Below are 25,351 nucleotides of genomic sequence, written 5' to 3'. Positions count from 1 at the left end.
TGCCCTAGGTGTTGGGGTCTTTTTATTTGTGGAAAGAAAAATGACGAATCTCCCAAGTATTAAACAGTTACAGTATTTGTTGGCTGTTCACCAGTATCAGCATTTTGGCCGTGCAGCGAATGCGTGCTTTATAGGGCAATCAACTTTAAGCAGTGCGATTCAAAACCTTGAGGAAACACTTGGTTGTCAGCTCATTGAGCGAGAAAATCGTAGCCTTATGTTTACCAGCATTGGTGAGGAAGTAGTAGAACGTGCACGTAGGATTATTAACGACACAATTAGTTTAAAAGAGCTTACTAAAAGCTTTTTAACACCACTGCATGGTAAATTAACCGTTGGTGTAATACCGACTATCGCCAGCTTTATTGCGGCTCGGCTCTATCACTTTTGTAAAGAAACTTTTGGTGATTTAGAACTGGTGTTAATAGAGGATACGAGTGATAAGTTACTCGATAAGCTCGAGCATGGACATATTGATTTAGCGTTACTGGCTTTGCCATATGAAACCGACAAGTTTCACACTCAAGTGCTTGCTAAAGATCATTTTAGTTTGGTGCATCATAAAGATTACACACCAGCAAAGGGCGTGGAGGATTTTAATTTACTGCCGGATGCAAGTGTATTTTTACTCGAACGAGAGCACTGTATGACAGGGCATGCGCTCAGTGCGTGTCATTTAAATCGTGCTAGCTGTATTAACCCCTTTGAAGCGGCGAGTTTGCATACATTGCTTAGTATGGTTGAGCATCAGCTTGGTGTGACTTTTTTACCGCAAATGGCGATTAATGCCGGTATTTTGGATAATAAAAACATGATTGCGACCCCTTCGCAAAATGATGCATATAGGGATGTGGGTATATTGTGGCGTAAGACAACTGGGCGTATTCGTGATTTTAAATTGTTTAGCCAGCAACTTGAATCATTCTTAAAGTATCAATGCAGCTTAGATTTTATTAAAAAATAAAGCAGCTACAAAGGCTGCTTTTGATCATGTTTATGACCTTCGAAAGGTTCTAGTTCAGGTAAAAATAATAGGTAAATCCATACGACTAGGTTAAAGTAGGGCACACATCCTAAGATAGTAAATACCTTAACAGGATAGCCTTTAATCGTTGCATATCGATAACATTGATATGCAATAACAAAGTGTATAGCTAGTAACAAAGTAACTAATTGCATCATACCTTTCTCCTTAAGATCCTAAGTAGTATCAAACTTAACTACAAAAGCCAGTTATGTACCATTAAGTGGTAATGTCATGTTTTTCAAGTGTAATCCGTTAAACAGCATGACATTCGCTGTGTTGTGAGTAGAGTATAGGCAATAAAGACAATAATGACAGCAATAAAATGCTTAAAATTGTTTAATTTTACGGATTATTAGCTAGGTGATTGTTGATAAAAAACTTTATTATTTAAAATATTTTCAAGCTCAGCTTTAACTTTTTCGATGGGCATTGGGCGAGCTATAAAGTAGCCTTGACCATAATCTACGCCAATCTCTTTTAGTGCATAAAAGATCTCTTTATTTTCAACATATTCAGCTACAGAGAGTTTGTCGAGAGAGCTACTTATGTCATTGATTGCTTTTACTAGGGCTAAATCAATAGGATCATTTAGCATATCACGTACAAAGGAGCCATCAATTTTAACATGCTGCGCGGGAAGTTGTTTTAGATAGTTAAACGTACTAAAGCCAGTACCAAAATCATCTATTGAAAAGTGGCAGCCTAGGTTATTCAGCTTTTCGATCATTTTACGCGTTGCTTTTAAATTATTTATACTTGCTGACTCAGTAATCTCAAAAATAATACGGGTAGGAGATACTTGGTACTTTTCTAAATTTGATTCAATAAGCGGTAATAATCGTTCATCTAAAAAAGACTGAGCAGATAAGTTAATAGCAACTTGCTTTAATTCTGGATGTTTCGCAACGCAAGAAACGGTGTTACGTATAACGCATTGATCCATCAAAAAAGTATCGTTTAGCATTTCAAGAGAAGGAATAAATTGGTCAGGATATACGAGTTTATTATTGAGTTTTAAGCGCAGTAGAACTTCAAAATAGGCTACTTTATTCTCTTTAAAGTCCCATATAGGCTGATAGTGAAGCTCTATATTATTTTGCTGTAATGCTTGGCGTATTTCATGGCCCCACTCTAAACCTGTTTGTAATGTATTGTTTTGCTTATCTTCTTTTGAATAGCAGTGAACTAAGTTACGACCTAAGTTTTTAGCAATATATAAAGCAATGTCGGCTTGTTTTAAACACTCATTAGGGTCACAATTTTTGGATGTTATTTGGGCTAAACCAATAGAGCAACTTATAGTATAAACTTGGTCGCCAGACATAAATGCATGTTTTTCTATTGCACTGCACACTCCCTCTGCTACTAAGTGAGCCTCAAGCAAGTTCATATTTGTTAGTATTACGGCAAATTCATCGCCACCAATACGACAAACTAGATGATCACCACCAATATTATCTTTAAAAAGCTCAGCGACTTCTTTTAAAACAACATCGCCTTGATGATGCCCTTTGCTGTCGTTTATTATTTTGAAATGGTCAAGATCAATATAGATCAATGCGTGTTCAATATTGGTATGTGTTTGATCAGGCATGCAAATTTGGTTAAGTTGTTGATCAAAATAATAGCGGTTGTGCAGTCCCGTTAATGTGTCGTGTAATGCTAAATGACGCAGCTGTAATTCTGCTTGTTTTCGTTCATGGATATTATCGATTGTTGCAGTAATTGTCGCATTATTACGACTATTTTTAATCAGCTGAAGCCTGCATTCAACCCAAATTTCATTCCCATTTTTATGATTTATTTTTATTTCAATTTGTTGTTGCTGATCACCGCCATGGAGAATATTGCTTACTGTATTTTGTAGTTTTTGCTGGCATTCACTTGTACAAAAATCAGTGAGTGGGCGTTGCAGTGAATACTTCACGCCAAAGCCACTGAGTGTCTCCCATGCTGGGTTAATGAAGCGAATAAGGCCTTGTTGATCTAGTTCAAGGACAACCGTATTTAAGTGCAATAAAATACGTTGATGAGCTGAAAATAACTCTTTGTATTTTACTTCACTCAAACTTAATTGCTCAACTTTGTTGGCAAACTCAGCGTAACTCACCATAAAATCTTCTCGGCGTGCTGCGTGATCACATACTTTGTTCAAAAATGAAGGGTCGTAGGGGGCGCGGATAAAATCGGTAACGCCTGACAGCAAAAGCTGTTCGGCATAGTCTGCATCTGCGTTATCTATAATCGTTACAATCGCTTGCTTAGGGTTATGCTGTAAAATATCTTCTACTAATATGCTTGATATTTCAGCCCTATTTGCTGTTGCATCGAGTAACACAATTGAAAACTGCTGCTGATAATAAGCACTAAGCGCCTCTTTACTTGTGGTTACATGAGTAATTGCAAAGTTTAGTTTGAGTTGTTCGCTAATATCATTGGCTTTACTTTGCTGAGGTTCTAATAGTAATAGATTTAAGCGACTGCTTTTTTCTAAGTGTGTTGACAGCACATTAGCCAAAACTTGTGGCAACATATCTTGATGCTCAAAAGGCAGTACCGCATCAATACCATAGCTACGGGCGGTCGTTTCGGCTATTCGCTCACAGTAGATAGGGGGAGTTAGTAATATAGGTGTGTTTTTTGTGGTTTTTAATAAACCAGAACGGATCATTCGAGAAAAACGCCAGCCATCAATCTTACCTACATTCAGCCCTGTAATAATAATATCTACAGGTTGTTGCTTTAAGATTTTTAAGGCTTCCTGACTGTCTTGGACTTCAATAAAAGTAAACACATTTAAGCTATCTAAAGTGGCACGAATAGTGCGGCGCTCAGCACTACTTGCATTTAATATTAGCAACTTAAGCCGTTTTGCCACGTATTATTACCCCTACAAAAACTTATAATTATTTAACCGAGTTAGAGTAATGACATTTCTTTACAAGAACAAGAAGATTTGACTCTAAGTATAGACACTATTGGATTTTTGAGGTTGAAATTACACATTTCCCTTGTTTTTATACACAATAGAATATTGTTTAATTTATATAAGTAACCGAACTTAAGACATAGATTACTCGGTTTTTATTTATTGCCACAAAATAGTAGCCGCAGCTATTGCCAAATACCTTTAAATCCACCGAAATTAGGCTGATTTCTTGAGCTTAATACACGATAGATATACACTTGGCGCGATTTTAAATGATGTGGATAACCAATTATGCGCGTGGCTGACTTTAGCTTTGACTTACCTGATGAATTAATTGCTCGCTTTCCTAAAACGGATCGAACGAGTAGCCGCTTACTCAAGCTTGATGGCCCAAGTGGCGAGATTGAGCACAAAGTTTTTAGTGACATACTTGAATTAGTTCATGAAAATGACTTATTAGTTTTTAATAACACCAGAGTGATCCCTGCGCGTATGTTTGGCCAAAAAGCATCGGGTGGTAAAGTTGAGGTTTTAGTTGAGCGCGTACTGGATGAGCATCGCGTGTTGGCGCATGTTCGAGCAAGTAAGTCATTAAAGCCTGGTAACGAAGTGATCCTCGAAGGTAAAGCTAAAGCAATAATGGTGGCGCGTCACGACACCTTATTCGAACTTGAATTTGATCATAGCCAAAATGTGCTCGATATATTAAATGACATTGGGCATATGCCATTACCACCTTATATTGATCGCCCTGATAATGAAGCCGACCGCGAGCGCTATCAAACGGTTTACGGTGAAAAACCAGGTGCTGTTGCAGCGCCCACAGCAGGCTTACATTTTGATAAACAACTAATGGCTGCGTTAAAAGAAAAAGGCGTACAAATGGCATTTGTTACCTTGCATGTTGGCGCAGGGACATTTCAGCCAGTGCGTGTAGAGACGATTGACGAACATGTAATGCACTCTGAATACATTGAAGTACCACAAGATGTTGTAGACGCCGTTGCACAAACTAAAGCAAACGGCGGGCGAGTGATCGCTGTTGGTACAACGTCAATGCGTTCACTCGAATCTGCTGCAAAAATACATGGTGGCAAGCTCGATACTTACTTTGGTGATACCGATATATTTATTTATCCGGGTTATCAGTTTAACGTAGTGGATGCAATGGTTACTAATTTCCACCTACCAGAATCAACGCTTATTATGTTAGTGAGTGCCTTTAGCGGCCAAGAGAACATAATGGGGGCTTATAACACCGCAATTGAACAACAATATCGCTTTTTTAGTTACGGTGATGCGATGTTTTTAACACGTAAATATTAAATTTTTAGTAAAAATAACTACAAACCCCAACACATTTTTGAGGTTTGTATTTACGATAGTAAATCAGCATCGAATTTACCGTAGCTAATAGTATTAACTTAGCAAAAAGGGTAGAATCAAGCGGTTAAATTATAGCTTGTTGGACTGTTTTTCTGACATTGAGGATGATATGAAATTTGAATTAGACCGTACAGACGGAAAAGCGCGCCGTGGCCGCTTGATTTTTGACCGTGGTGTAATAGAAACACCCGCGTTTATGCCTGTAGGTACCTACGGTACTGTTAAAGGTATGACGCCGGATGAAGTAAAAGCAACGGGTGCACAAATTTGCTTAGGGAATACTTTTCACCTAATGCTTCGCCCAGGTACTGAAATCATCAAACAACACGGTGATTTACATGACTTTATGAATTGGGACTTTCCAATTCTAACTGACTCGGGCGGTTTCCAAGTATTCAGCCTTGGTGCTATGCGTAAAATTACCGAAGAAGGGGTGTTGTTTAGTTCACCTGTTAACGGTGAAAAAATTATGATGTCGCCAGAAAAATCAATGGAAGTACAGCGTGATTTAGGATCTGATATTGTTATGATATTTGACGAATGTACGCCGTATCCTGCGACTGAAAAAGAAGCTAAAGACTCTATGGAGTTATCGCTTCGTTGGGCTAAGCGTTCAAAAGAAGGGCATGGCGACAATCCATCTGCGTTATTTGGTATTATTCAAGGTGGTATGTACCCACAATTACGTGCACAATCACAAGCTGGTCTTGAAGAAATTGGTTTTGATGGTTATGCATTAGGTGGCCTATCTGTAGGTGAACCTAAAAACGAAATGATGAATATTCTTGATCATTGTGCGTTTAAAATGCCAGAAGACAAACCTCGTTATTTAATGGGGGTTGGTAAACCTGAAGATTTAGTTGAGTCAGTGCGTCGTGGTATTGATATGTTTGATTGTGTTATGCCAACGCGTAATGCGCGTAACGGTCATTTATTTATTACCACGGGCGTTGTTAAAATTCGTAACGCTGTGCATAAAACAGACACAGGACCATTAGATCCAGAGTGTGATTGCCATACCTGTGGAAACTATTCGCGTGCCTACTTACATCACCTTGATAAGTGTAATGAAATTTTAGGTGCTCGACTAAATACAATTCATAACTTACGTTACTATCAACGTGTTATGGAAGGTTTACGTAACGCGATCAGCGAAGGTAAATTAGAAGAATTTGTACAAGATTTTTATGCTCGCCGAGGCCAAGAAGTGCCAGAGTTGGCTGATATAAAAAATTAAACTTTAAAATTATAGAGGAAGTATCATGAGTTTATTTATTTCAAATGCACAAGCAAGTACTGGCGCAGCAGCTGCCGGCGGTGGAACTATGCAAATGCTAATTATGTTAGCTATTTTTGGTTTAGTTTTTTACTTTTTGATTTATCGTCCACAAGCGAACCGTGTTAAAGAGCACAAAAGCTTGATGAATGCGATGGCAAAAGGTGACGAAGTGCTAACCCAAGGTGGCTTAGTCGGTAAAATCGTTAAGATTTCTGAAGATAAAGATTTCATCGTTATCTCTTTAAATGAACAAGCAGAAGTAACAGTACAAAAATCGTCTGTATCTGCAGTATTGCCAAAAGGCACAATGAAGTCACTATAAAAATAATAAGGACGACCCCGTGTTAAACAAGTTTCCAGTTTGGAAGTATTTACTTGTTTTAGCTGTGGTAGCCATTGGCCTTTTATATGCCTCTCCAAACTTGTATGGTCGCGATCCGGCTATACAAGTTTCAGGTGCTAAAGGCGCTGATGTCGATCTCAGTGTTGTAGACAAAGTAAACGCAATCTTAAAAAAACATAATGTAACCGCTAAATCGACAATACTTGAAGATGGACAAATTTTAGTTCGTTTAAAAAATGTTGAAGAACAGCTAAAAGCGCAAGATTTACTGCGTGACTCGCTAAGTGATGATTATATTTCTGCTATTAATATGGCACCAGCTCAACCGGCTTGGTTAAAAGCGGTGGGTGGTAACCCAATGAAGCTAGGTCTTGATTTAAGTGGTGGTGTACATTTCACCATGGAAATCGATATGGCGACAGCGGTTGATAACCAACTTGAGCAAATGGAACAAGATTTTCGTAGTGATCTGCGCGAAGAAAAATTACGCTACCGCAGTGTTCGCCGTGTAGCTGGCTCAGAGCGTATGCGTGTAGAAATGCGTACCGAGGCCGATAAAGACGCGGCAGAAAACTTCCTGGAGACTCGCTACCCACTAAACGTTTATATTGATGATAGCAGCAACGATAACGCATTTTTTGCGACAATGAGTGAGCAAAAACTCAAAGAAATTCGTGATTACGCTATTAAGCAAAATGAAACGATTATTCGTAACCGTATCAACCAAATTGGTGTTGCAGAGCCAAACGTACAGCGCCAAGGTGCTGAGCGTATCATTGTTCAACTGCCAGGTATTCAAGATACAGCCCGCGCTAAAGAAATTTTAGGTGCTACGGCAACGCTCGAATTTCGTGAAGTAGACGAAAACGCAGATGTTAGCGCGGCTGCTCAAGGCCGTATTCCGCCAGGTACTGAAATGATCATGAGTCGTGACGGTTACCCTGTTGTACTTAAAAAACGCATTATCCTAGAAGGCAGCCACATTACTGGTGCGCAATCTGGCGCAGATGAATATCAACGTCCACAAGTAAGCATTTCGCTAGATAGCAAAGGTGGGGCAAAAATGAATGCCTTTACCAAACGCGCTATTGGTAAGCGTATGGCGACGGTATTTATTGAATATAAACCATCGGGTAAAAAAGATGCAGACGGTAAAGCACTTCCACCTATTAAGGTAGAAGAAGTAATAAACGTAGCAACAATTCAAGCTCGTCTTGATCGCTCGTTCCGTATTACGGGTATTGATAACCCTGCTGAAGCGCATAACTTGAGTTTACTACTTCGTGCTGGTGCGCTTGTAGCGCCAATTCAAATTGTTGAAGAACGCACGGTAGGACCAAGCTTAGGCCAAGAAAACATTGAAGCAGGTATGACTGCGGTTGCACTTGGTTTTGCGTTTGTACTGGTGTTTATGCTTGTGTACTACAAAGGCTTTGGTATGGTGGCAAACCTTGCACTTGCGGCTAACTTAGTACTGATTGTAGGTGTTATGTCGTTAATTCCAGGTGCTACGCTTACTTTGCCAGGTATTGCCGGTATTGTACTAACAGTTGGTATGGCTGTTGATGCTAACGTGCTTATTTTTGAACGCATTCGTGAAGAGCTGGCCGATGGCCGCAGTCCTCAACAAGCGATTCATTTTGGCTACGATAGTGCATTTAGTACTATTTTTGATGCCAACATCACCACCTTAATCGCTGCCATTATATTGTTCGCAGTAGGCACCGGCCCAATAGCAGGCTTTGCGGTTACGCTTGCGATTGGTATTTTAACTTCAATGTTTACAGCTATTGTTGGCACCCGTGCGGTAATCAACTTGTTTGTTGGCGGTAAACGCATTGAAAAACTTTCTATTTAAGGAGCAGACATGCAAATTTTAAGTTTGGGTACTCGAACCCTTCGTTTCATGTCTCTTCGAAAAGTGGCTATGGGCTTTTCGACGTTATTAATTTTAGCGTCGTTTGCATCAATTTTTGTTAAAGGCTTAAACTTTGGTTTAGATTTTACCGGCGGTACTGCGGTAGAAGTTGGTTTTTCACAGCCAGCTGATCTTAAAAAAGTACGTGATGCGCTAGCTGATAACGGTTTTGCTGATGCATCGGTACAACTGTTTGGTTCAAGCCAAGAGATTTTGGTTCGATTAGCACCACGCGGCAGTGATGTAAAAGCGGAAGTAATTGGTAACCAAGTAATCGACGCACTTAAAAAAGCAGACGACAGCGTAGTAATGCGCCGTATTGAGTTTGTTGGCCCAAGTGTAGGTGAAGACTTAAAAGAGCAGGGTGGCTTGGCCATGTTAACTGCGCTTATTTGTATCTTGATCTATGTTGCATTTCGCTTTGAATGGCGCTTTGCTGTGGGTGCGGTAGGTGCACTATTACATGATGTTATTATTACTGTAGGTTTGTTTTCTGTATTAGGTTTAGAGTTTGATTTAACTATATTAGCGGCAATCCTTGCGGTAATTGGTTATTCACTTAACGATACTATTGTTGTATCGGACCGTATTCGTGAAAACTTCCGTAAAGTACGCATCGACGATACCGTTGAAATTATTGATATTTCACTTACGCAAACACTTAACCGTACACTTGTAACATCAATCACCACTATTTTAGTATTGATTGCCTTGTTTGCATGGGGCGGACAAACTATCCACGGTTTTGCAACTGCATTGCTGTTTGGTGTGTTTATTGGTACTTATTCTTCAATTTATGTAGCCAGCTCGGTTGCTCTTGCAATGGGCGTAAGCAAAGAAGATTTAATACCAGAAGTAATTGAAAAAGAAGGCGCAGACCAAGACGCTATGCCGTAATGGATTTGTAACTGCTTTATAAAAAAAACCGCTCCTTGAGCGGTTTTTTATTGTCTGTTGTTTGGCTATCTGCCATATAACGGTCATACAGGGTTGTTACTTTGTCGCTCTTATCATAATTATAATTGGGCCTAGCAGTGACTGTGCAACGTAAAGTTTTAGAATATATTTTAGATAACGGTGAAATAACCACATTATTCCAACCTATTTTTGATATATCTAATCACACTATTTTAGGCTACGAAGCCCTTAGTCGAGGGCCTAAAAATAGCCCTTTAGAGATGCCAAATAAGCTCTTTGCAGTTGCTCATGAACATGGACTGATTTCTGAACTTGAATTGTTATGCCGCTCCAAAGCAATCGAAAATTTTGTAAAGTTGGCCTTGCAAGGAAAACTGTTTTTGAACGTAAGCCCTAAGATTTTACTCGATCCGTGCCACCCCAAAGGAGAAACCCTACACTTAATTGAGCAATTTGGTTTGGCGGCCAATCGCGTAGTGATAGAGGTGACGGAGCAAGAAAAAGTAGACGACGGTTTCTTGTTGTTAAAAACTATCGCGCATTATAGAGAGCTGGGTTTTACCATAGCAATAGACGATCTGGGAGCTGGCTATTCAGGGCTAAAGCAGTGGTCAGAGCTACAGCCCAACTATGTAAAAATAGATCGTTACTTTATAGATTACTGCGATCAAAGTGAGGTTAAAAAAGAGTTTTTAAAATCAATTACCGTGCTGGCTAGAGCAACTAACACCTCTGTGATTGCTGAGGGGATTGAGCGTCCTGAAGAGTTGGCATTAGTCGAGGGTTTAGGTATTAAAAATGTACAAGGTTTTTTACTCGAAAAGCCAAGTCAGCAACCAAGTTACGATTTTAGATCAGAGCAAATACAAGCCCTTACGCTAAAGGAAAAAGATCAATTTGATCAATCTATGGCAATAGGGTTGCTAAACCTCACACAAGCTCAAATTGGCAGTGAAACACGCTGTAAAGATGCTCATAAGCTATTTGAACAGGATAAGTCGATTATTAGTATCGCGGTATTAAACCAGCAAAGTCAGCCTGTGGGGCTACTACACAAGGATCAACTAACCGAAGTGTTTGCGGCACCTTATGGCCATGCGCTTTACGATAAGCGCCCAGTGACAGCATTAATGGATAAGCATCCATTGGTTGTCGACGAAAATCAAAAACTAGATACGGTGAGCCAGCAAATAACGGAGCAAGATTTTGATATTCGTCGTCATATTGTGATTACACGCAATAATAAGTATTTGGGATTAGCGCCACTTAGAGATATTTTAAAACATATAACAGAAGAAAAAATTCGTCACGCCCAGCATGCAAACCCGTTAACGATGTTACCTGGCAATGTGGCAATAAATGAAACAATCGAGCAGAGATTGCGAAACAGAGATAAGTTTTCTCTAGCTTACATTGACTTAAACCATTTTAAGCAATTTAATGATTTATATGGCTATGCCAGTGGCGACAGTGTGATCAAGCTGTTAGCGGATGTAACCGTGCAAGCTTGCGCAAACAGTGCTAACTTTGTAGGACATATTGGCGGCGACGACTTTATGGTTGTGTTTGATCAAACCGACGCGGTCGCTATTTGTAATACTATTATTGAACAATTTGAACTGCAGTCGAGAGTGTTCTTTACACCAGAGCATATAAACAATAAAGGGTACTGGGCAACAAATCGCGAAGGCGAAAAGCAATTTGTACCTTTACTTACTTTATCGATAGGCTTAGTGGAACCTGATTTACAGCAGTGTAAAAATAGTCATCAAGTCGCTGCATTAGCAACGGATGCTAAAAAAGAAGCCAAACGATATCGCCATAGCTATCTTTTTATATGTAAACGCAGAAGGCCAGCCCCCGCAGTAGTGCGCTTAACAACTAATAAAAGGGCGATTTAAAACCATAGGTGATAACTAAAATGATAACTATGTTGCCATTGAAGTATTTAATTAGTGCGATAAGTTTATTTGCGTGTAGCGCGATAGCAAACGAGGTTAATATCGTACATATTGCACAAGAGCAGCGCGTACAATATGCCCGTGATGACTACCTCAATGAACTACTTGCAAAAGCGCTTATTAGCGCACAATATCCTGCTGACATTCGCGCTGTACTCATTCACCCACACCAGCAACGGACTTTAATTGCGCTTGATACAAAAAGCCTGGATTTATATTGGAGTATGAGTAGTCCTGAGCGAGAATCATTAGCCATAGCGATTAAAATACCCTTATTTAAAGGCTACATAGGCAAAAGAGCATTATTGACCAGTAAAGATAGCTTAACTAGGTTTAAAGGTATTAATACCATAGAGCAGCTTAGTAAGCTTTCTGCTGTGCAAGGGCATGATTGGCCTGATACCAAAATAATGGCTTTTAATGGCCTGCATGTAAGGCCACTTGCAAATTATCAAGCGATGTTTACATTAACCAGCAGAGGGCGTATCGATTATTTTCCGCGTTCATTTATAGAAGTTAATTCAGAGTTAGAGGCAAATAAGCAAAGCAACTTGATGATAGTACCTAATTTATATATTAGTTATCCAACGGGGTTTTATTACTTTGTGTCAAAGCGTAAACCAAAGCTTGCAGAGGCAATTGAAAAAGGATTAAAAATAATGCAAGAAAATGGAGAGTTTGATGCGTTGTTTAATGAGTACTTTGCCAAAGAGATAAATAACTTGCCTTACAGTAAAGCTGATACTGTTGAAATTAAACTCGACAACCCTTATTTTTAGGCACAAAAAAAGGAGCCCAAGCTCCTTTTTAGCATGCTATTAAACGCATTAAATTAGCGAAGTAACGACTCAGTTAATACTGGACGAATTTCACGAATAATTGCTTGAGTCAGTTTTGGTGAACCACAAATGATATTGCCACTGTGGTTATAGTTATTGCCACCAGCGAAATCTACAACCATACCGCCCGCCTCTTTAACCATTAGTTCGCCCGCAGCAGAGTTCCACGGTTTTAAACCAATTTCAAAAAATCCATCAACACGACCCGCTGCAACATATGCCATATCTAAAGCAGAACAACCCGCACGACGAATGTCTGCAGTGTGCACAAATAATGCTTTAAACGCTTCGGTGTATGCATCCATGTGGTTTTTGTTTTTGAAAGGGAAACCAGTCGCGAGTACAGTGCCCGCAAGAACCGTTGTTTTGCTAACACGTAAGCGTTTGCTATTAAGTTGAGTACCTTGGCCGCGAGATGCAGTGAAAAGTTCACCACGAATTGGATCATAAATAACAGCTTGGTCCAAACGACCTTTAACTTTAAGTGCGATAGAAACCGCATAATGAGGGATGCCTTTGATGAAATTAGTTGTTCCATCGATAGGATCTACAATCCATTGGTAATCATCATCCTTGCCTTTATGCTCACCTAATTCTTCACCAACAATAGAGTGAGTAGGGTAAGACTGTAAAATAGTGTCACGAATTACGGCTTCGGCTTCTTTATCAATGTTAGTTACTAAGTCGTTAGCGCCTTTTTGTTGCACTTCAACTTTTGATAAATCTTCACTTGCGCGAAGTAAAATTTTGCCTGCGTTGCGCGCAGCGCGAACCGCAATGTTTAACATTGGATGCATGGAGTTACCTTTGGGTTGTAAAAGAACGTTTATATATTTCAGCCGGCGTATTTTAGCGACTTTTGACATAAAGTAAACAATAAACCCCAAATACTTATGTTTGTTTTTTATACAACATTGAAAGTTTAGCGTATTTATTAAAATATTTAGAGGGGATGCTGCTTTTAAAATAAAAAACTAAAAATAACACTTTACCTAAAGTTAGCTTGAGGTTTTATCGTGTGCCTAAATTAATAAACAGGAACACATTATGTATTTAGAGCACGTTAATTTAGTCGCTAATAATATTGAGAGCATGCTTAAATTTTATCAAGCCGTCTTTCCGAATTGGTCAATTAGAAGTGAAGGCGAGGGTACTTGGTATGGAAAGCCCAGACGCTGGGTACACTTTGGCGATGACACCCATTACATAGCAATAAGCGATCATGGTGAAGGTGAAAACAGAAACCTATCGGGTCATCAGGTGGGTTTTGCGCACTTTGCTTATGTAACTAATAACCTAGATGAGGTAATAATACGTTTAAATAAAGCAGGCTTTGTAATAAGTAAGGATGGCAGTGACAACCCATTTAGAAAAAACGTCTACTTTGTTGATCCGGCGGGTTTTGAAGTAGAGTTTGTCGAGTATTTAAGTGATATCCCCAGTGAAAGAAATAATGATTTGTAGCTTTATACTAAGCACCGTAAATTACGGTGCTTAAACATACTCAATATTATTGACGATTATTACCAGCTCCCAGCTGGGTTTTTAGCTCATTAGCAAAACTTATAAATTTTTCTTTTATGGTGCGTTTAATTTTTACTTCAACAGAGCCTAACACTGCTCTTCCTTCAATATGAATAGTGGGTCCTTGGCGCTTATTGAGCGATACCGATTTATTTTCAAGGCTACTTAAAATACAAAACATTTTAGACACTACGTTTACATGCTCCGGTACGTAAATTTCATCGCTGCCAAAAATACAATTAACGTGAATAGTCACATTTTGATGAGCAAAAATAGCGTCAGTAAAATCAAGTACCACCGAACCCATAAAATTGCTTAGATAAATATTTTTTGGCACAACCCATTGGCCACTTCGCTCGTTAGAGCCCAAGATGCTGCGTAGCGTAAAGTCATCATCACTGTTTTGCTGTGCACTGTAGTGTGGTGTGAACTGCGATTGTTTTTCGGCTTTGTATTGCTGATCGGTATTAAGTGTTAAATCTTCTACTAAGGCGAGTAGGGCTTCGTTATTAGATGCATCCATCGCTTTATCTAAGCGCCTTTCAAATGCATCAACAGAAATAATTCCATGACTGTAATTATAAATTAATTGATCAATGACTTGTTCGCGCACTTGCTCTATTGGACGGTCTTCAACTTTTACAGACATGGGCATTCCTTATTATATTCGCTATTAATATTGCTCTTGTTAGTTTGATTGCAAATCATATACCACTTATAAGTACTTTAATTATCAATGGGTTAATTTTTAACTCGTTTTTTATTTCGTTATATTAGCGATAGATTAACCAAAACAGCAATTATCTAGCTAATTTTACTATTTGAGAAAGTTTTACCGATAAGTCTGTAAATACTGGCATAGCCATAATCAAATTATTATCAGCATTAAGCTTAACTCATTGATTTTTAATATTAAATAAAGTTGGCCTAAAGTTCGCATTAATAAAAGTGTCTTTAATCAAAAGGAGAAAGATTATGAAAACATTTAACAAATCTATTATCGCGGCTTTAGTTCTTGGTTCTACGGCTATGAGTGCCCAAGCAAACAGCTGGGAAAACGAAAGTAAAGATGCTTGGATTGATGGTAAGGCAGAAACAGTTCTTCTTATGAACACTAATCTAAACAACTTTGACATTAATACAGATGTAAAAAATGGCAAGGTAGTACTTACAGGTAAAGTTGATAGCGAAGTAGAAAAAGAGCTAGCAGAAGAACTTGTATTTAGCCTAGACGGCGTATCTGGTGTTGACAACAGCCTTACAGTTGTTAAAAATATGGATACTAAACACACAGACAAAAACATGATGAACGATGATGATAACGACTTAACTGACGCTAAAATCACCACAGTAATCACAACGCGCTTCCTGTTTGACTCAGAAGTGGGCGGAACAGATATTGACGTTGATACCGACAACGGTATAGTAACCCTTAATGGTTCTGTAGAATCTGAAGCTGAAAAACAGCTAGCAGTTAAAATCGCTAAAAATGCTGAAGATGTTCGTGACGTAGTTGATGAGTTAACTATCGTTGCTGAATAACACAGTGTAGCTAAAACCCAGCATTGCTGGGTTTTACGTTTTTTATACCAATAACATTAAATCAGTGAGCTATTTAATGCTATAGAAAGGTCATATTTTTAATGAAATTGGTATTAATACTTAATTTAAATGGAGTTTTATCGTGGATATCATTCGTATAATATTATCTGTTTTATTGCCGCCGCTGGGTGTGTTTTTACAGGTAGGCTTAGGTTTACATTTTTGGTTAAATATTTTACTAACCTTGTTAGGCTATTTCCCAGGACTGATACATGCAATTTATATTATTGCTAAAAAGTAATACTGTTCAACCCGCTGCATAAGTCGCTGTGACTTGAAAATGACGATTTTTAAGTTTAGAGGTAAATTGAATTTATCAGCGGGTCGTAATTTTAATCAGTCCACACCTTCACCGTTCGCTCTAATTTTTGTAAATTTAATATTTACACCCACCGAAAGTTTACTATTTAAGCAGTTAGCTTACTGATTGTTAAAATAAATGTTTTTGGTAGTGACAAGCCCCTAAAAAGTTTTTATACTGCAGTCCACTTTAGTCACTCAGGTGATTAAACGTTTCAAAATTAACTGTTTCAGTTATATAAAGTTGGCCCCTTAGCTCAGTTGGTTAGAGCACACGACTCATAATCGTTAGGTCCCCAGTTCGAGTCTGGGAGGGGCCACCACTTTTACAAGCTTTCCAAGTAAATACCTACTAACCAAAATTACCTTGTGCTACCTCTGTGCTACTTTTTACTATAAATCAATTATTAAAAATAGTCCTATCATATTAATTGATATTGCAATTAATATCTTTAAAGTAAGCATTTGGTCTCTTTTTAATAGAGCTAACTAAAAAGGATTCATTGCAGTCATTATTTTATTGGCTGTTAAAGCATATGAGGCAATATATGGATAATGGCTATACCCTACTGATTTCTATACTAAGTGGTTTATTTGGAGCCCTAATATCAGCTTTCTTGAGTTTTAAAGTTAGAGTTATAGCCCAAAATAAAATAAAAAAGGACTTAGAACATCGTATTGCTTATGTCTATGTATCTCAGTTAAGTTTTTTGGTTGCTGCAAATGCATGGTTACAATCTTTTTTTGAGAAAATAGAAGCTCAAGTAGACACTCCGATCCCTGAAAATGAGTTTACTTTTTCACACGCGATATCAATTATTTTTGAAGATATGATTAGAGAAAACAATAGTCATTCATACGAAAATATAGTTGGTTTTGAGGGATTAGTAGAGCTTCATATTGACAGCCTAACAAAGACTTATCTGACATTTGAACAACAAGCTGAACTCCCGAAAGATGCTCTTATCTTTTACCAACGTTATGAGAAGAAGCTAAAAAATGTTGTTGTAATTATTAAGCAATTTAGCTCGTACCTTTCAGATAAAGAGCAGTTCTTAAAGCTTGATGCCATTCAAATTTATCAAGCAATCGAAAATATTAAACTATTTCTTGATTCAGCAGGGTTGCTGCGTACAGCAATGATTAAGTTCGGGAAAATAAATCAAGCTGAAGCTAACTCAATGCTTGAGCAACAATTACAAACTATTGAAAAAGATATTTTAGTAGCAGGTAAAAATAAGGTGCAACTATCAAAAGCAAGAGAATTTTTAATTAGAGAAGGGGCAATTAAAAAGTGAAAGATATCAAGCCCAAGTTAATGTTACCTTGAAATCAATGTTTTATGTTGTCCATAAAAACTCTATTGATTATAAAGAGCGGCTGGTAAGTAGCGACTGAATATGCACACGATTGAACTTTTACAGTATTTTTGGAGATAACATGACATTGTTTTGGGCTGCTATTAGTGCGGTTTTAGTTTTTTATTTTAGGGAGTCAATAAAAGTTGCACATCAACAGCGAAATATAACATCAAAACTTGATGCTTATTTGGTTCACTGGTCTTTGAAAATAATAGAGGGTGATGACACTGTCTTTAAGTTATCTAGTGTAGGTTTAAGCTGGGCTGAAAAGCATCAGAATTGTAATAGCATTAAAGAAGTATTAAAAATAAATGAAGAGTTCAAAGTAAAACTTCAGGAAATGAAAAGTGAGTTATTTTTAGAAGGTGTATTTGAAGAAGTGATCTCGAGTGCTAATCAGAAAGTGAAAAGCAGTGGGCTTAGCTTAGATCAAATCTCGAAAATGCTAACAGAGTATCGTCGTGATTTTATAGACGGAAAGTTGTACCCAAGCGATAATGACTTATCGGTACTCACTCCATCAACGGCTAGGTTAGCTATATCCTTAAAGCTTAATATAATATCTATACTTGAGGGGTTGGTGATATTATTGGTTAAGATTGAAAAAGCTCCAAATCAAATGGAATCAAAAGATGAATTATTTGATTTATATATTTGCTGGCTTAAAGTTGTTCGAGATAAGCACTTATTGATCAAGTCAAATCGAGAGCTACTGTCTGAAGGGGTATTTAGGATTGCCTGTAGTAACTTCATTTCTGGTTTATGAAGCTGGGCTCAAAAAACTGATCAATTAAGTGTTATTACGTATTACCTTAAATAAACCTCAGTAATTTCAGCTCTGAAGTGGCCTAGCTCTTGCGACACAGTTTCAAGAGCAATAGCTCTCGCTAACCCCAAGCTTTTTAGTTCTGCCATTCTCTCTTGTGCATAGCTGTGTCTAAGACCATGACCGCCATTAGAAAAAAAGAGTGTGCGACTAGATGCTTTAGAGAATGAGCACGACCATTTATGGCCACCGCCAAGATCGTAGCGTTGCAAATAGTTAATTTCCCTGTCACGAACGGTTATAGGCTGTGCTAAGCGCCTTTGTTCTAGCTGTGTAGCTAATGCGTTAGGTATTAATACATCACGGATTAGGCCGCCTTTGCCTTTCACTGTATAAATACAACCTTCTCGACCAAGCCATTTGCTGTCTAACGTTGGGCGGCTATCTGCTTTACGCTCTGATACTCTGGCTATTGTTAAAAGTTCATGGGCTCTTAATCCTGCTGCGTAGGCTATTTGTGTAGATAAATTATATTTTCTAGTTTGATGTTCACTGATTGCATGAGCTTGGACTGGAGTGTAGGCGCGAGACTTTTCGATTATCTCTTTTTCGGATTTTATGACAGTCAGCGTTTCTTTAGGGCCAAGTTTACTATTGAGTTTAAACATAGCTTGAATTGCTTGCCGTTCCATATCCAGCGTTTTTTGGCCTGCAAACTCACTGCGGTAATCAAGATATTTATAAGCATCTTGAATACTCATGCCTTGCACACCATTAATGCCAATATCCTTTGACCACCGAGCTATTTTTATCAGCGCAGTTTTATAGCTTCGAGCAGTTCCTAGAGATTTAATAATTTTGTGCTTATATAAGTTTTTAACCAGCTTCTCCGCTTGCGTTTCTGGTTTTGCGAACTTAGCCATTCTTTTGTACCCACCGTTTTACAGTTGTCCAATGTACTCTCACTCCTTTACGCAAGAGCCATCTTTGAAGATTGGCTATACATGTATCTTCCTCGTAAAGAGCTAGAAGTCGCTGTTTATCTAGCTTGGATGGCTTAAATCGTTTTTTACTGATCAATTTTTTCTCGTTTTTTAGGCGCAGTGCTTCTGCTTTAGCATTAAAGGTCATAGTTATTCTCCGGTGTGGTTGTAAGAAAAACTGGCTGATTAAGCTCAGCGGCTAACGCCTATTCGCCCCTGTTTTACGCATGCGTAAGGCTCGGACTGATCGCGCCTAAAAATCAAAAGACTTGGTTTTATAATGAAGCTGAAAGCTTCTGAAGTGGGGGTTACAGAGAATGTAACAACGTGTTGAAGGCAGCAGGAAAGCGCCTGTTTTTTTCTTGCCCGTAGGGCTTGATTAACATTTAGATTAGCAGCTTTAATTAATATTTCAATCTGCAAATAAAAATCTGCGTGTAAGATGCTCAAGAGCCCATACCCCGCTATGTTCAAGCCTATTTTAGGCTTCTACATAGCGGGGTATGGGCGAAGCCCAGGAAAGAGAAGGCAATTGCTCATGATGCCTCAGTTTGAAATGGTTTAATTAATTAACTTAAAAGTGATTTATTACTTCATTCACACTTTTAAGCATGATAATTATTAGTTTCAATTACAAGGAATATTGAATGACTGAAGAGACTAAAAGAAAAAGCGAAACAATAGAGAGAATTGCGACCAAACTGTCAATCTTAGCTATTTTAGGCGGTGCAATTGCTGCTATTAATCATTATGCAGGTTATAGCTTTTTGAAGGGAGTTATAGAGGTTATAGGATTAGGCAATTCCAATGTTGAATTAAGTAATCAAGAAACTACACATATGACTATGTTTGCTATCCGTACTATGCACGAGAACTGGATGGACGAGGTAGCGAAGTTTTTCAAAATGGGTTGGGAAAGTATTTCTGTACTTTGTCTTATTGTTGCTCTCTATTGGTATTTATTTTTTGAGCACAAACTATCAAAAAAGAATAAAAATAAGCCAAGTAGGGTGTTCAATTGGCTTAAAAAAATTCCTGGTGGCTTAAAAAAATTGTTCGCATATCCTTTTTTCGCATTTATAGGGTTGATCATTTATATGATATCTATATCCACCTTGCTGTGGGTTGTTTGGGGTATTTTATCAATATTCTTTTCGGCTGGTCAGTCTTATGGCGCTAAGTTAATAGGGGATGGTGTTTGTGGGTCTTTTAAAGAAGTAAAAAAAGAAGAATATAGTAAGGTCTCGGGGTGTACAGTTTATATTGATGCTTATGGTAATTACTTACAAGGTAGAATCGTTTACACGGGTAAGAAAGAGTTTATTTTTGTCACTAATACAGAAAGTGTTATTTTTGATGAAAAGGGGAAACATTTGGCTTGTTCACCAAGATATGATTTAGATAAGGGTGCTGATAAGCAACTTAAGCATCATTGTAGTGCGCCATTAGCTATCCTAACCAAGTCTGATAAATAATTATATTTCAATTATTAGAGTCGGCTGCCTTAAGAGCTAGACTCTAAAATAACCAATGCTAATTTATCTTCGATACAATATAGATACGCAGTAGGCACCTCTAAAATATCAGCAAGTGCTTTTACTGTTTTAAAGTCTGGGGCATGTACTCCTTTTTCGTATTGGTTCATTCTTGCTGATGCAGAAAACTCATCCATTCCAGCTAAAATTCCTAACTGTTTTTGCGATAGCCCTTTGGCTTTTCTTGCCTCTTTTAAGCGTTTTGGAAATGGTGATTCGTCATTAGTTTTCATTATTTATTGTTCTTAGCTTGAAAACTAAGAGTTTCTTAGCTTTAATTGAATCTAGATACTAAGGAGTCCTTAGCTTTTGCTTTTGTAACGAATTTAGTTTGGAGGAATGAATATGCTTGAAACGTTTGTGTGTGTATTGGTCGGGGCTATCTACTTGTTGGTAAGTATCTTTACAAGCGATGAGCAGTCGTCGAACGAAAACGAGCAACTAGATCAATTGAATGATGGCATGGGCAATATTATCGCTGATGGTGAATTTATGTCACGTCAAGAAGCTGAGGATGCACAATCACGTGGTGAACTTTACGATACCTATTACTAATCACTTAAAAAATAGGGCAGTGTTCAAAATTAGGCATGCCTAATTTTAAGGAGTAATTTAATACTACTTTTAGGCTTACTCAAAAAGTTGAGGTGAGGCCATTCATTCCTTTAGAAGCATTTATCTTTTATATAATTAGTTAATTAAGGGTAGTAGGTTTCGCCCTTAAGCTACCCAAAGCTTCCAAATTAACCTACACAAATCCCGTATTGAGGTAAAATATCATCGATAATTGTTAATTTATGCTTTTTTGCTGCATCATGAAAATACTTCCAGTTTGATGTCATAAAATCGGCAGTAAATTCATATCTGTCTTCATCACCATTAGCCAAAGTGGTCCCTAGAGCTTGATGTTTCCATGAACCCTCTCCTTTAGCTATATAATCAAGGGTATATGCACCTAAGTTGAATCTATCGTTTTCAATTGCTTCTAGCCAAAGCTTGTGGCGAGTTTCGCCTTCGTTCATATCAAACTCTATAAAACACTTAGATATCTCAAGTTTTAACTCCTCAGGTAGTCCATTTTCTTCAATATCTAAGTATCTTTGATAGGCTTTACATAACTCATTTGCAGCTATTAAGAAGTCTACAGTATTATTTCTCACTACCTCTTCCCCTAACCCATTGGTATAGCTCCACTCTTGATGGGGAAGATCTGGATTGGAAAGTGCTTGGCCATGGCCTAGGCTAGGTATGTCATCCTGAAAAATGTTAGAAAAGAAACCTGAAACTCGTTCCGTAAGCTCAAGCTCTGGGTGTCCATTCCGATCTAAAATATTTTCAACTTTATTAACATCATGATTGACTCCTGCAAAGCCTTGATGCCCCCAAGTATCAATAAAAACATGAGAGGTAATTCCTAATCGATGTAAACCATAAGGTCTATTTTTTTCTGCAATACATTCATCAATCATATCTTTAGCAATATAAGAACCAGGTTTACACACCAGCTTTTTAATGAATGTTCCAGATGGATTTTGACCAGCAGGTAGGCCACCGTTGCCAGGAAGAAAATGGAATGGTACCCAGACTTTCATATTCTTCAAGCTGTCTAGGTTTTTATAATCCAACATTTTATGAGCTGTAGCTATACGTTCATACGCAGCGCCGTTACTGAACTCTATATGACCATAGTTTGTTGCATCATCCACATATTGAGATGCGTGAGCAATAATAGTAGCTTCTTCTACCGAAAATCCAGCAGCTCTTGCTATAACCCATGTCATACCGTGGTGTAAATCAATTTGCATTTTACAATCCTTATTTGTTGTTTTTTTATCCACCTTTCCAGTAAAACACAAATTATCTCAAAGGTTAATTAAGAACTGCCATAGCAGATATGCTGTTTTGCTTTTACTTTCTCTTTTTTGGTTATGTTAAATGCTTTGATGTTTTTTTTGTACCTATAAAAAACCCATAAAAAGTCAGGGGGGTTTTTCTGAGAATAAAAAAGATTTATGTGAATAATAGTAAGCACTCAAACTAAATGGTAATTAATCGGAGTGCTTTATGCCGAAAATCAAACCTCAATTTTATACAGCAGATGAAGTTGCAGAAGCTTTATGCTGCTCTAAGCAAACCTTATACAATAAGCTAAGTGAGAACAGGCAAGCAAAAGCGCGTCACTCACTGCCTCCTTATATCAAGCAAGGTGGTAAAACACTCTTTCCTATATCAGAGTTCCACCACTGGATTGAAACGCAGCCTTTAATTCGTTGTGGGGAGGTATATTACTAATGGCCTTCACACTAAACAGCAAAGAAATAATCACCAACTGTCCTATCGAAGAGCGAACTTTTGGTTCATACCCAGCCTTTTTGATTGATCCATGTATTTTGCCCCTTAAAAAGCTTGAGCAATCCACTATTAAAGGCTTTGGCAAATACAAAACTGTAATGTTGAGCAGTCCTCAAATTTTGCCTCATGGTCACTATGCAAGGTTGATCATTGCTCACCTAACAACACAAGTCAGTAGAAGGCCAGAGCTTCCCTCATACGTCATAGCCAAATCTGTAAGTGAGCTATTTCAGCAAATAACAGGACAAGACAGCATATCAGGTGGCACATACGCTAATTTTTTACTCTCTCTCGAAAGAGTATTTGATACGACATTTACAGTTGTCCCGACTAATAAATCAAAAGATAAAATGCGAAGAAGGGGATTTTTCGCTGAGGCGGATAATTTGATTAACCATGAGTATGGTATTGGCTATTTCAATGCTAAATATAAACAGGTTCTCTATACCCCCTCGAACAGCTTTAAGGCGCTGATAGCTGATGATAAAAGCATTATTCCCATTGATTTAAGGTTCCTTCAACTTGCTCGAGCTAAAGACATAGTCCTCGCCCATGATCTTTACTTGTATCTCATACGACGAGGTTATGGACGTGAAAAAATTGTTTTTGTCCCTTGGGGAACCCTCCACAAAGATGTTTTTCCCTACCTAGACAGGCTTGCTCTGAGTAGGTTCAAGCGGCGATTTTTGTGCGCTTTAGACTTCATTCTTGAATGCCATCCTCACTCTGGCATCCGTTTAGATAAAAAGGATAAAGGTATCGTCATTCCGCCTAACAACTATCTACTTCGTGGCAGAGGAGGCTAGTTGTTTAGTTGCTTACAAATTATGTATAAGTAGTTGCTAGTAATGTCACTGGCGGGCAAAAGTTTGTCACTGGCGAACAGTTTTATGTCACTGAGAACCAAATGTTTGTCACTGAAGGACAGTACCACCAATGTAGCCCTTTATTATCAAGGCCTCTAGCTCCCTACTTAATACCTTAAATTCTCAATATCCAAAAATCTTATTATTAAGGACACTTAACTGTGAATAACAAAACTTATAAGTACGAAAAGTACATGAAGAACCTGCCTTACATCAAAGACCTTCAGTTATACAAGGCTGTGGGGATGACTCTTTATCTTGTCATTGATAAAAATAGAACTTTAAAATTTGCACTCTCTTCTGCAAGCACAAAGCATAATTTTAAGCCAAAGAAGCGAATTGAAGACCTTGCCCGAATCGCTCTCCTTGATGACTTCTTCGACAAAAGGCAAAGAGCTAATGCATCAATAGAAAAACGAGAAGAGGCTGCCCAAATTCATAGGGTATATTCAGAATTTGAATCACTTGCTAATAGGCACTTAAGTGACATAATGAATAGAGAATCATAAGGCTTCATATGACACCAGAAGAATTAGAGCGACAGGCAATTGCCTATGCTAAAAATAATAGGACTCGTATAGCTCGCGAGTTAACAGATAAAGATCGGTTTCCTCCCGATAACAGGCCGGTTTCTGTTTTTATGGCAGGTTCGCCTGGCGCAGGAAAAACTGAAGCTTCAAAAGCTTTTTTAGAAGAAATTGGTGCTGATAATGTACTCAGGCTTGATCCAGATGAGTTAAGAGAACTAATACCTGGTTATACAGGTGATAACTCTTATTTATTTCATCGTGCTGTATCTTTTATTGTTGAGAGAACACTTGATCATGCTTTTAAAAACAAGCAGTCATTTTTGTTAGATGGTACTTTGGCAAGTTATGATGTTGCAGAAAAAAATATTGAGCGTTCTATTCGTAAAGGTCGAAAAGTGCTTATTTTGTTTGTGTACCAAAAGCCAGAGTATGCATGGGAATTTGTTGAAGCCAGAGAGAAGTTAGAAGGGCGTAGAATTTTACCAAATACTTTTATAGATCAATTTTTTGCATCACAAAATGTTATCAAGGAACTTAAATTAAAATTTGGAAGTCAAATTAAAGTAGATTTATTGGTTAAGAATAATAAGGGCCGAACACGTTTTTATCATGATAACGTTCAGGCAATTGAGCATCATTTAGATGAAAAATTCACTAGAGAAGATCTACAGAGCCTGATAGAATCACCATCCAGCTCAAAAAACGAGCTTTAGGAGTACCTATGTTTTCAAATTTATTAAAGCCAAAGCAAGCTCAAAATTCTAAGCTTTCAGACTTTGTACTTGACTCAAGTTCAAGTGAGAAAAAGCGAGTTTATAATCAAGTTATTGAGCGAGCAATTTCCTCTCAAGTACAGGTAGTAAACAAAGCACCTGTAGGTCAACGATAATTAATAAAAAGTCCCGTATAGGGACTTTTTTGATTTAGAAGAA

General features: G+C 38.0%; 27 protein-coding genes and 1 tRNA gene. 21 read left to right on the top strand and 7 right to left on the bottom strand.

Going from position 1 to position 25,351, the window contains the following annotated elements; all coding sequences use genetic code 11:
- Positions 1-40 precede the first annotated feature (40 nt).
- Complete coding sequence (locus ACJJVZ_RS18230) at positions 41-964, top strand: hydrogen peroxide-inducible genes activator (protein ID WP_405602516.1); 924 nt, start codon at positions 41-43, stop codon at positions 962-964.
- 5 nt (positions 965-969) lie between these two features.
- On the opposite strand, the gene ACJJVZ_RS18225 is transcribed toward ACJJVZ_RS18230, so the two are convergent.
- On the bottom strand, positions 970-1,182 hold the full coding sequence (locus ACJJVZ_RS18225; RefSeq protein ID WP_405602514.1) for a hypothetical protein: 213 nt from the start codon (positions 1,180-1,182) through the stop codon (positions 970-972).
- Between the two features lie 197 nt (positions 1,183-1,379).
- On the bottom strand, positions 1,380-3,905 hold the full coding sequence (locus ACJJVZ_RS18220; protein WP_405602511.1) for an EAL domain-containing protein: 2,526 nt from the start codon (positions 3,903-3,905) through the stop codon (positions 1,380-1,382).
- Positions 3,906-4,247: 342 nt separating this feature from the next.
- Here ACJJVZ_RS18220 and queA point away from each other — a divergent pair, with 342 nt between their 5' ends.
- The 7 genes from queA (at position 4,248) to ACJJVZ_RS18185 (ending at position 12,540) form a co-directional block, all read left to right on the top strand.
- The gene (gene queA, locus ACJJVZ_RS18215) at positions 4,248-5,282 is read left to right on the top strand and encodes a tRNA preQ1(34) S-adenosylmethionine ribosyltransferase-isomerase QueA (RefSeq protein WP_193154927.1); all 1,035 of its coding nucleotides are present in this window, start codon (positions 4,248-4,250) and stop codon (positions 5,280-5,282) included.
- Between the two features lie 169 nt (positions 5,283-5,451).
- Complete coding sequence (tgt, locus tag ACJJVZ_RS18210) at positions 5,452-6,579, top strand: tRNA guanosine(34) transglycosylase Tgt (protein WP_193154926.1); 1,128 nt, start codon at positions 5,452-5,454, stop codon at positions 6,577-6,579.
- A 25-nt stretch (positions 6,580-6,604) separates the two neighbouring features.
- The gene (gene yajC, locus ACJJVZ_RS18205) at positions 6,605-6,943 is read left to right on the top strand and encodes a preprotein translocase subunit YajC (protein ID WP_007375993.1); all 339 of its coding nucleotides are present in this window, start codon (positions 6,605-6,607) and stop codon (positions 6,941-6,943) included.
- A gap of 19 nt (positions 6,944-6,962) precedes the next feature.
- A complete protein-coding gene (gene secD / locus ACJJVZ_RS18200; RefSeq protein WP_077536851.1) occupies positions 6,963-8,822 on the top strand; it encodes a protein translocase subunit SecD in 1,860 nt (619 codons plus the stop codon).
- 9 nt (positions 8,823-8,831) lie between these two features.
- Positions 8,832-9,779, top strand: coding sequence for a protein translocase subunit SecF (gene secF, locus ACJJVZ_RS18195; protein ID WP_138584115.1), 948 nt, complete (start codon positions 8,832-8,834; stop codon positions 9,777-9,779).
- A gap of 137 nt (positions 9,780-9,916) precedes the next feature.
- Positions 9,917-11,701 (top strand): GGDEF domain-containing protein, encoded by a 1,785-nt coding sequence (locus ACJJVZ_RS18190; RefSeq protein WP_405602506.1) that lies wholly within the window; start codon positions 9,917-9,919, stop codon positions 11,699-11,701.
- A 29-nt stretch (positions 11,702-11,730) separates the two neighbouring features.
- Positions 11,731-12,540 carry an ABC transporter substrate-binding protein gene (locus tag ACJJVZ_RS18185; RefSeq protein WP_182701012.1) on the top strand — a complete coding sequence of 270 codons (810 nt, stop codon included), beginning with the start codon at positions 11,731-11,733 and terminating at the stop codon, positions 12,538-12,540.
- Positions 12,541-12,593: 53 nt separating this feature from the next.
- Here the strand turns inward: ACJJVZ_RS18185 and suhB are convergent, their stop codons facing one another.
- Complete coding sequence (gene suhB / locus ACJJVZ_RS18180; protein ID WP_002957826.1) at positions 12,594-13,397, bottom strand: inositol-1-monophosphatase; 804 nt, start codon at positions 13,395-13,397, stop codon at positions 12,594-12,596.
- Between the two features lie 250 nt (positions 13,398-13,647).
- On the opposite strand from suhB, the gene ACJJVZ_RS18175 reads away from it, so the two are divergent.
- A complete protein-coding gene (locus tag ACJJVZ_RS18175) occupies positions 13,648-14,064 on the top strand; it encodes a VOC family protein (RefSeq protein ID WP_138584117.1) in 417 nt (138 codons plus the stop codon).
- 46 nt (positions 14,065-14,110) lie between these two features.
- Here ACJJVZ_RS18175 and ACJJVZ_RS18170 read toward each other — a convergent pair whose 3' ends face one another.
- Positions 14,111-14,773, bottom strand: a complete 663-nt coding sequence (locus ACJJVZ_RS18170; RefSeq protein WP_138584118.1) for a LiaF domain-containing protein — start codon at positions 14,771-14,773, stop codon at positions 14,111-14,113.
- 326 nt (positions 14,774-15,099) lie between these two features.
- Between ACJJVZ_RS18170 and ACJJVZ_RS18165 the strand changes: the two genes are divergently transcribed.
- The 5 genes from ACJJVZ_RS18165 to ACJJVZ_RS18145 all read left to right on the top strand — a co-directional run bounded on the left by ACJJVZ_RS18165 (position 15,100) and on the right by ACJJVZ_RS18145 (position 18,153).
- The gene (locus tag ACJJVZ_RS18165; protein ID WP_405602504.1) at positions 15,100-15,666 is read left to right on the top strand and encodes a BON domain-containing protein; all 567 of its coding nucleotides are present in this window, start codon (positions 15,100-15,102) and stop codon (positions 15,664-15,666) included.
- Positions 15,667-15,808: 142 nt separating this feature from the next.
- Positions 15,809-15,967: a YqaE/Pmp3 family membrane protein gene (locus ACJJVZ_RS18160; RefSeq protein ID WP_008166086.1), complete on the top strand. Its 159-nt coding sequence runs from the start codon at positions 15,809-15,811 to the stop codon at positions 15,965-15,967.
- A gap of 305 nt (positions 15,968-16,272) precedes the next feature.
- A tRNA-Ile gene (locus ACJJVZ_RS18155) sits at positions 16,273-16,349 on the top strand.
- Between the two features lie 225 nt (positions 16,350-16,574).
- Positions 16,575-17,324 (top strand): hypothetical protein, encoded by a 750-nt coding sequence (locus ACJJVZ_RS18150; protein ID WP_182719235.1) that lies wholly within the window; start codon positions 16,575-16,577, stop codon positions 17,322-17,324.
- Between the two features lie 142 nt (positions 17,325-17,466).
- Positions 17,467-18,153, top strand: coding sequence for a hypothetical protein (locus ACJJVZ_RS18145; RefSeq protein ID WP_405602501.1), 687 nt, complete (start codon positions 17,467-17,469; stop codon positions 18,151-18,153).
- Between the two features lie 41 nt (positions 18,154-18,194).
- Here the strand turns inward: ACJJVZ_RS18145 and ACJJVZ_RS18140 are convergent, their stop codons facing one another.
- On the bottom strand, positions 18,195-19,076 hold the full coding sequence (locus ACJJVZ_RS18140) for a site-specific integrase (RefSeq protein WP_405602499.1): 882 nt from the start codon (positions 19,074-19,076) through the stop codon (positions 18,195-18,197).
- Positions 19,077-19,783: 707 nt separating this feature from the next.
- On the opposite strand from ACJJVZ_RS18140, the gene ACJJVZ_RS18135 reads away from it, so the two are divergent.
- Positions 19,784-20,611 (top strand): hypothetical protein, encoded by an 828-nt coding sequence (locus tag ACJJVZ_RS18135; RefSeq protein WP_138571278.1) that lies wholly within the window; start codon positions 19,784-19,786, stop codon positions 20,609-20,611.
- A 29-nt stretch (positions 20,612-20,640) separates the two neighbouring features.
- On the opposite strand, the gene ACJJVZ_RS18130 is transcribed toward ACJJVZ_RS18135, so the two are convergent.
- The gene (locus tag ACJJVZ_RS18130; RefSeq protein WP_405602496.1) at positions 20,641-20,904 is read right to left on the bottom strand and encodes a helix-turn-helix domain-containing protein; all 264 of its coding nucleotides are present in this window, start codon (positions 20,902-20,904) and stop codon (positions 20,641-20,643) included.
- Positions 20,905-21,016: 112 nt separating this feature from the next.
- Between ACJJVZ_RS18130 and ACJJVZ_RS18125 the strand changes: the two genes are divergently transcribed.
- Complete coding sequence (locus ACJJVZ_RS18125; RefSeq protein WP_405602494.1) at positions 21,017-21,226, top strand: hypothetical protein; 210 nt, start codon at positions 21,017-21,019, stop codon at positions 21,224-21,226.
- A 188-nt stretch (positions 21,227-21,414) separates the two neighbouring features.
- Here ACJJVZ_RS18125 and ACJJVZ_RS18120 read toward each other — a convergent pair whose 3' ends face one another.
- Complete coding sequence (locus ACJJVZ_RS18120) at positions 21,415-22,476, bottom strand: DUF6765 family protein (RefSeq protein WP_405602493.1); 1,062 nt, start codon at positions 22,474-22,476, stop codon at positions 21,415-21,417.
- A 259-nt stretch (positions 22,477-22,735) separates the two neighbouring features.
- On the opposite strand from ACJJVZ_RS18120, the gene ACJJVZ_RS18115 reads away from it, so the two are divergent.
- The 5 genes from ACJJVZ_RS18115 to ACJJVZ_RS18095 all read left to right on the top strand — a co-directional run bounded on the left by ACJJVZ_RS18115 (position 22,736) and on the right by ACJJVZ_RS18095 (position 25,308).
- Positions 22,736-22,963, top strand: a complete 228-nt coding sequence (locus ACJJVZ_RS18115) for a helix-turn-helix transcriptional regulator (RefSeq protein WP_405602491.1) — start codon at positions 22,736-22,738, stop codon at positions 22,961-22,963.
- On the top strand, positions 22,963-23,829 hold the full coding sequence (locus tag ACJJVZ_RS18110; RefSeq protein WP_405602489.1) for a hypothetical protein: 867 nt from the start codon (positions 22,963-22,965) through the stop codon (positions 23,827-23,829). The genes ACJJVZ_RS18115 and ACJJVZ_RS18110 overlap by 1 nt, the downstream gene beginning before the upstream one ends.
- Before the next feature lie 221 nt (positions 23,830-24,050).
- Complete coding sequence (locus ACJJVZ_RS18105) at positions 24,051-24,398, top strand: hypothetical protein (RefSeq protein WP_405602487.1); 348 nt, start codon at positions 24,051-24,053, stop codon at positions 24,396-24,398.
- Between the two features lie 8 nt (positions 24,399-24,406).
- On the top strand, positions 24,407-25,132 hold the full coding sequence (locus ACJJVZ_RS18100) for a zeta toxin family protein (protein ID WP_029772766.1): 726 nt from the start codon (positions 24,407-24,409) through the stop codon (positions 25,130-25,132).
- A gap of 8 nt (positions 25,133-25,140) precedes the next feature.
- The gene (locus tag ACJJVZ_RS18095; protein ID WP_290191677.1) at positions 25,141-25,308 is read left to right on the top strand and encodes a hypothetical protein; all 168 of its coding nucleotides are present in this window, start codon (positions 25,141-25,143) and stop codon (positions 25,306-25,308) included.
- The last annotated feature ends 43 nt before the right edge of the window (positions 25,309-25,351 follow it).

The sequence above is a fragment of the Pseudoalteromonas sp. Ld19 genome (genome assembly GCF_045064135.1).
Lineage (GTDB): Bacteria > Pseudomonadota > Gammaproteobacteria > Enterobacterales > Alteromonadaceae > Pseudoalteromonas > Pseudoalteromonas aliena.
This window is presented reverse-complemented; position numbering and strand designations above follow the sequence as displayed.

Excerpts from the sequence above, each read along its gene's own strand:
- ACJJVZ_RS18230 (WP_405602516.1), top strand. The coding sequence starts at position 41 with ATGACGAATCTCCCAAGTATTAAACAGTTACAGTATTTGTTGGCTGTT.
- ACJJVZ_RS18225 (WP_405602514.1), bottom strand. The coding sequence starts at position 1,182 with ATGATGCAATTAGTTACTTTGTTACTAGCTATACACTTTGTTATTGCA.
- queA (WP_193154927.1), top strand. The coding sequence starts at position 4,248 with ATGCGCGTGGCTGACTTTAGCTTTGACTTACCTGATGAATTAATTGCT.
- tgt (WP_193154926.1), top strand. The coding sequence starts at position 5,452 with ATGAAATTTGAATTAGACCGTACAGACGGAAAAGCGCGCCGTGGCCGC.
- yajC (WP_007375993.1), top strand. The coding sequence starts at position 6,605 with ATGAGTTTATTTATTTCAAATGCACAAGCAAGTACTGGCGCAGCAGCT.
- secF (WP_138584115.1), top strand. The coding sequence starts at position 8,832 with ATGCAAATTTTAAGTTTGGGTACTCGAACCCTTCGTTTCATGTCTCTT.
- ACJJVZ_RS18185 (WP_182701012.1), top strand. The coding sequence starts at position 11,731 with ATGTTGCCATTGAAGTATTTAATTAGTGCGATAAGTTTATTTGCGTGT.
- suhB (WP_002957826.1), bottom strand. The coding sequence starts at position 13,397 with ATGCATCCAATGTTAAACATTGCGGTTCGCGCTGCGCGCAACGCAGGC.
- ACJJVZ_RS18175 (WP_138584117.1), top strand. The coding sequence starts at position 13,648 with ATGTATTTAGAGCACGTTAATTTAGTCGCTAATAATATTGAGAGCATG.
- ACJJVZ_RS18170 (WP_138584118.1), bottom strand. The coding sequence starts at position 14,773 with ATGTCTGTAAAAGTTGAAGACCGTCCAATAGAGCAAGTGCGCGAACAA.
- ACJJVZ_RS18165 (WP_405602504.1), top strand. The coding sequence starts at position 15,100 with ATGAAAACATTTAACAAATCTATTATCGCGGCTTTAGTTCTTGGTTCT.
- ACJJVZ_RS18150 (WP_182719235.1), top strand. The coding sequence starts at position 16,575 with ATGGATAATGGCTATACCCTACTGATTTCTATACTAAGTGGTTTATTT.
- ACJJVZ_RS18145 (WP_405602501.1), top strand. The coding sequence starts at position 17,467 with ATGACATTGTTTTGGGCTGCTATTAGTGCGGTTTTAGTTTTTTATTTT.
- ACJJVZ_RS18140 (WP_405602499.1), bottom strand. The coding sequence starts at position 19,076 with ATGGCTAAGTTCGCAAAACCAGAAACGCAAGCGGAGAAGCTGGTTAAA.
- ACJJVZ_RS18135 (WP_138571278.1), top strand. The coding sequence starts at position 19,784 with ATGACTGAAGAGACTAAAAGAAAAAGCGAAACAATAGAGAGAATTGCG.
- ACJJVZ_RS18130 (WP_405602496.1), bottom strand. The coding sequence starts at position 20,904 with ATGAAAACTAATGACGAATCACCATTTCCAAAACGCTTAAAAGAGGCA.
- ACJJVZ_RS18125 (WP_405602494.1), top strand. The coding sequence starts at position 21,017 with ATGCTTGAAACGTTTGTGTGTGTATTGGTCGGGGCTATCTACTTGTTG.
- ACJJVZ_RS18120 (WP_405602493.1), bottom strand. The coding sequence starts at position 22,476 with ATGCAAATTGATTTACACCACGGTATGACATGGGTTATAGCAAGAGCT.
- ACJJVZ_RS18115 (WP_405602491.1), top strand. The coding sequence starts at position 22,736 with ATGCCGAAAATCAAACCTCAATTTTATACAGCAGATGAAGTTGCAGAA.
- ACJJVZ_RS18110 (WP_405602489.1), top strand. The coding sequence starts at position 22,963 with ATGGCCTTCACACTAAACAGCAAAGAAATAATCACCAACTGTCCTATC.
- ACJJVZ_RS18100 (WP_029772766.1), top strand. The coding sequence starts at position 24,407 with ATGACACCAGAAGAATTAGAGCGACAGGCAATTGCCTATGCTAAAAAT.
- ACJJVZ_RS18095 (WP_290191677.1), top strand. The coding sequence starts at position 25,141 with ATGTTTTCAAATTTATTAAAGCCAAAGCAAGCTCAAAATTCTAAGCTT.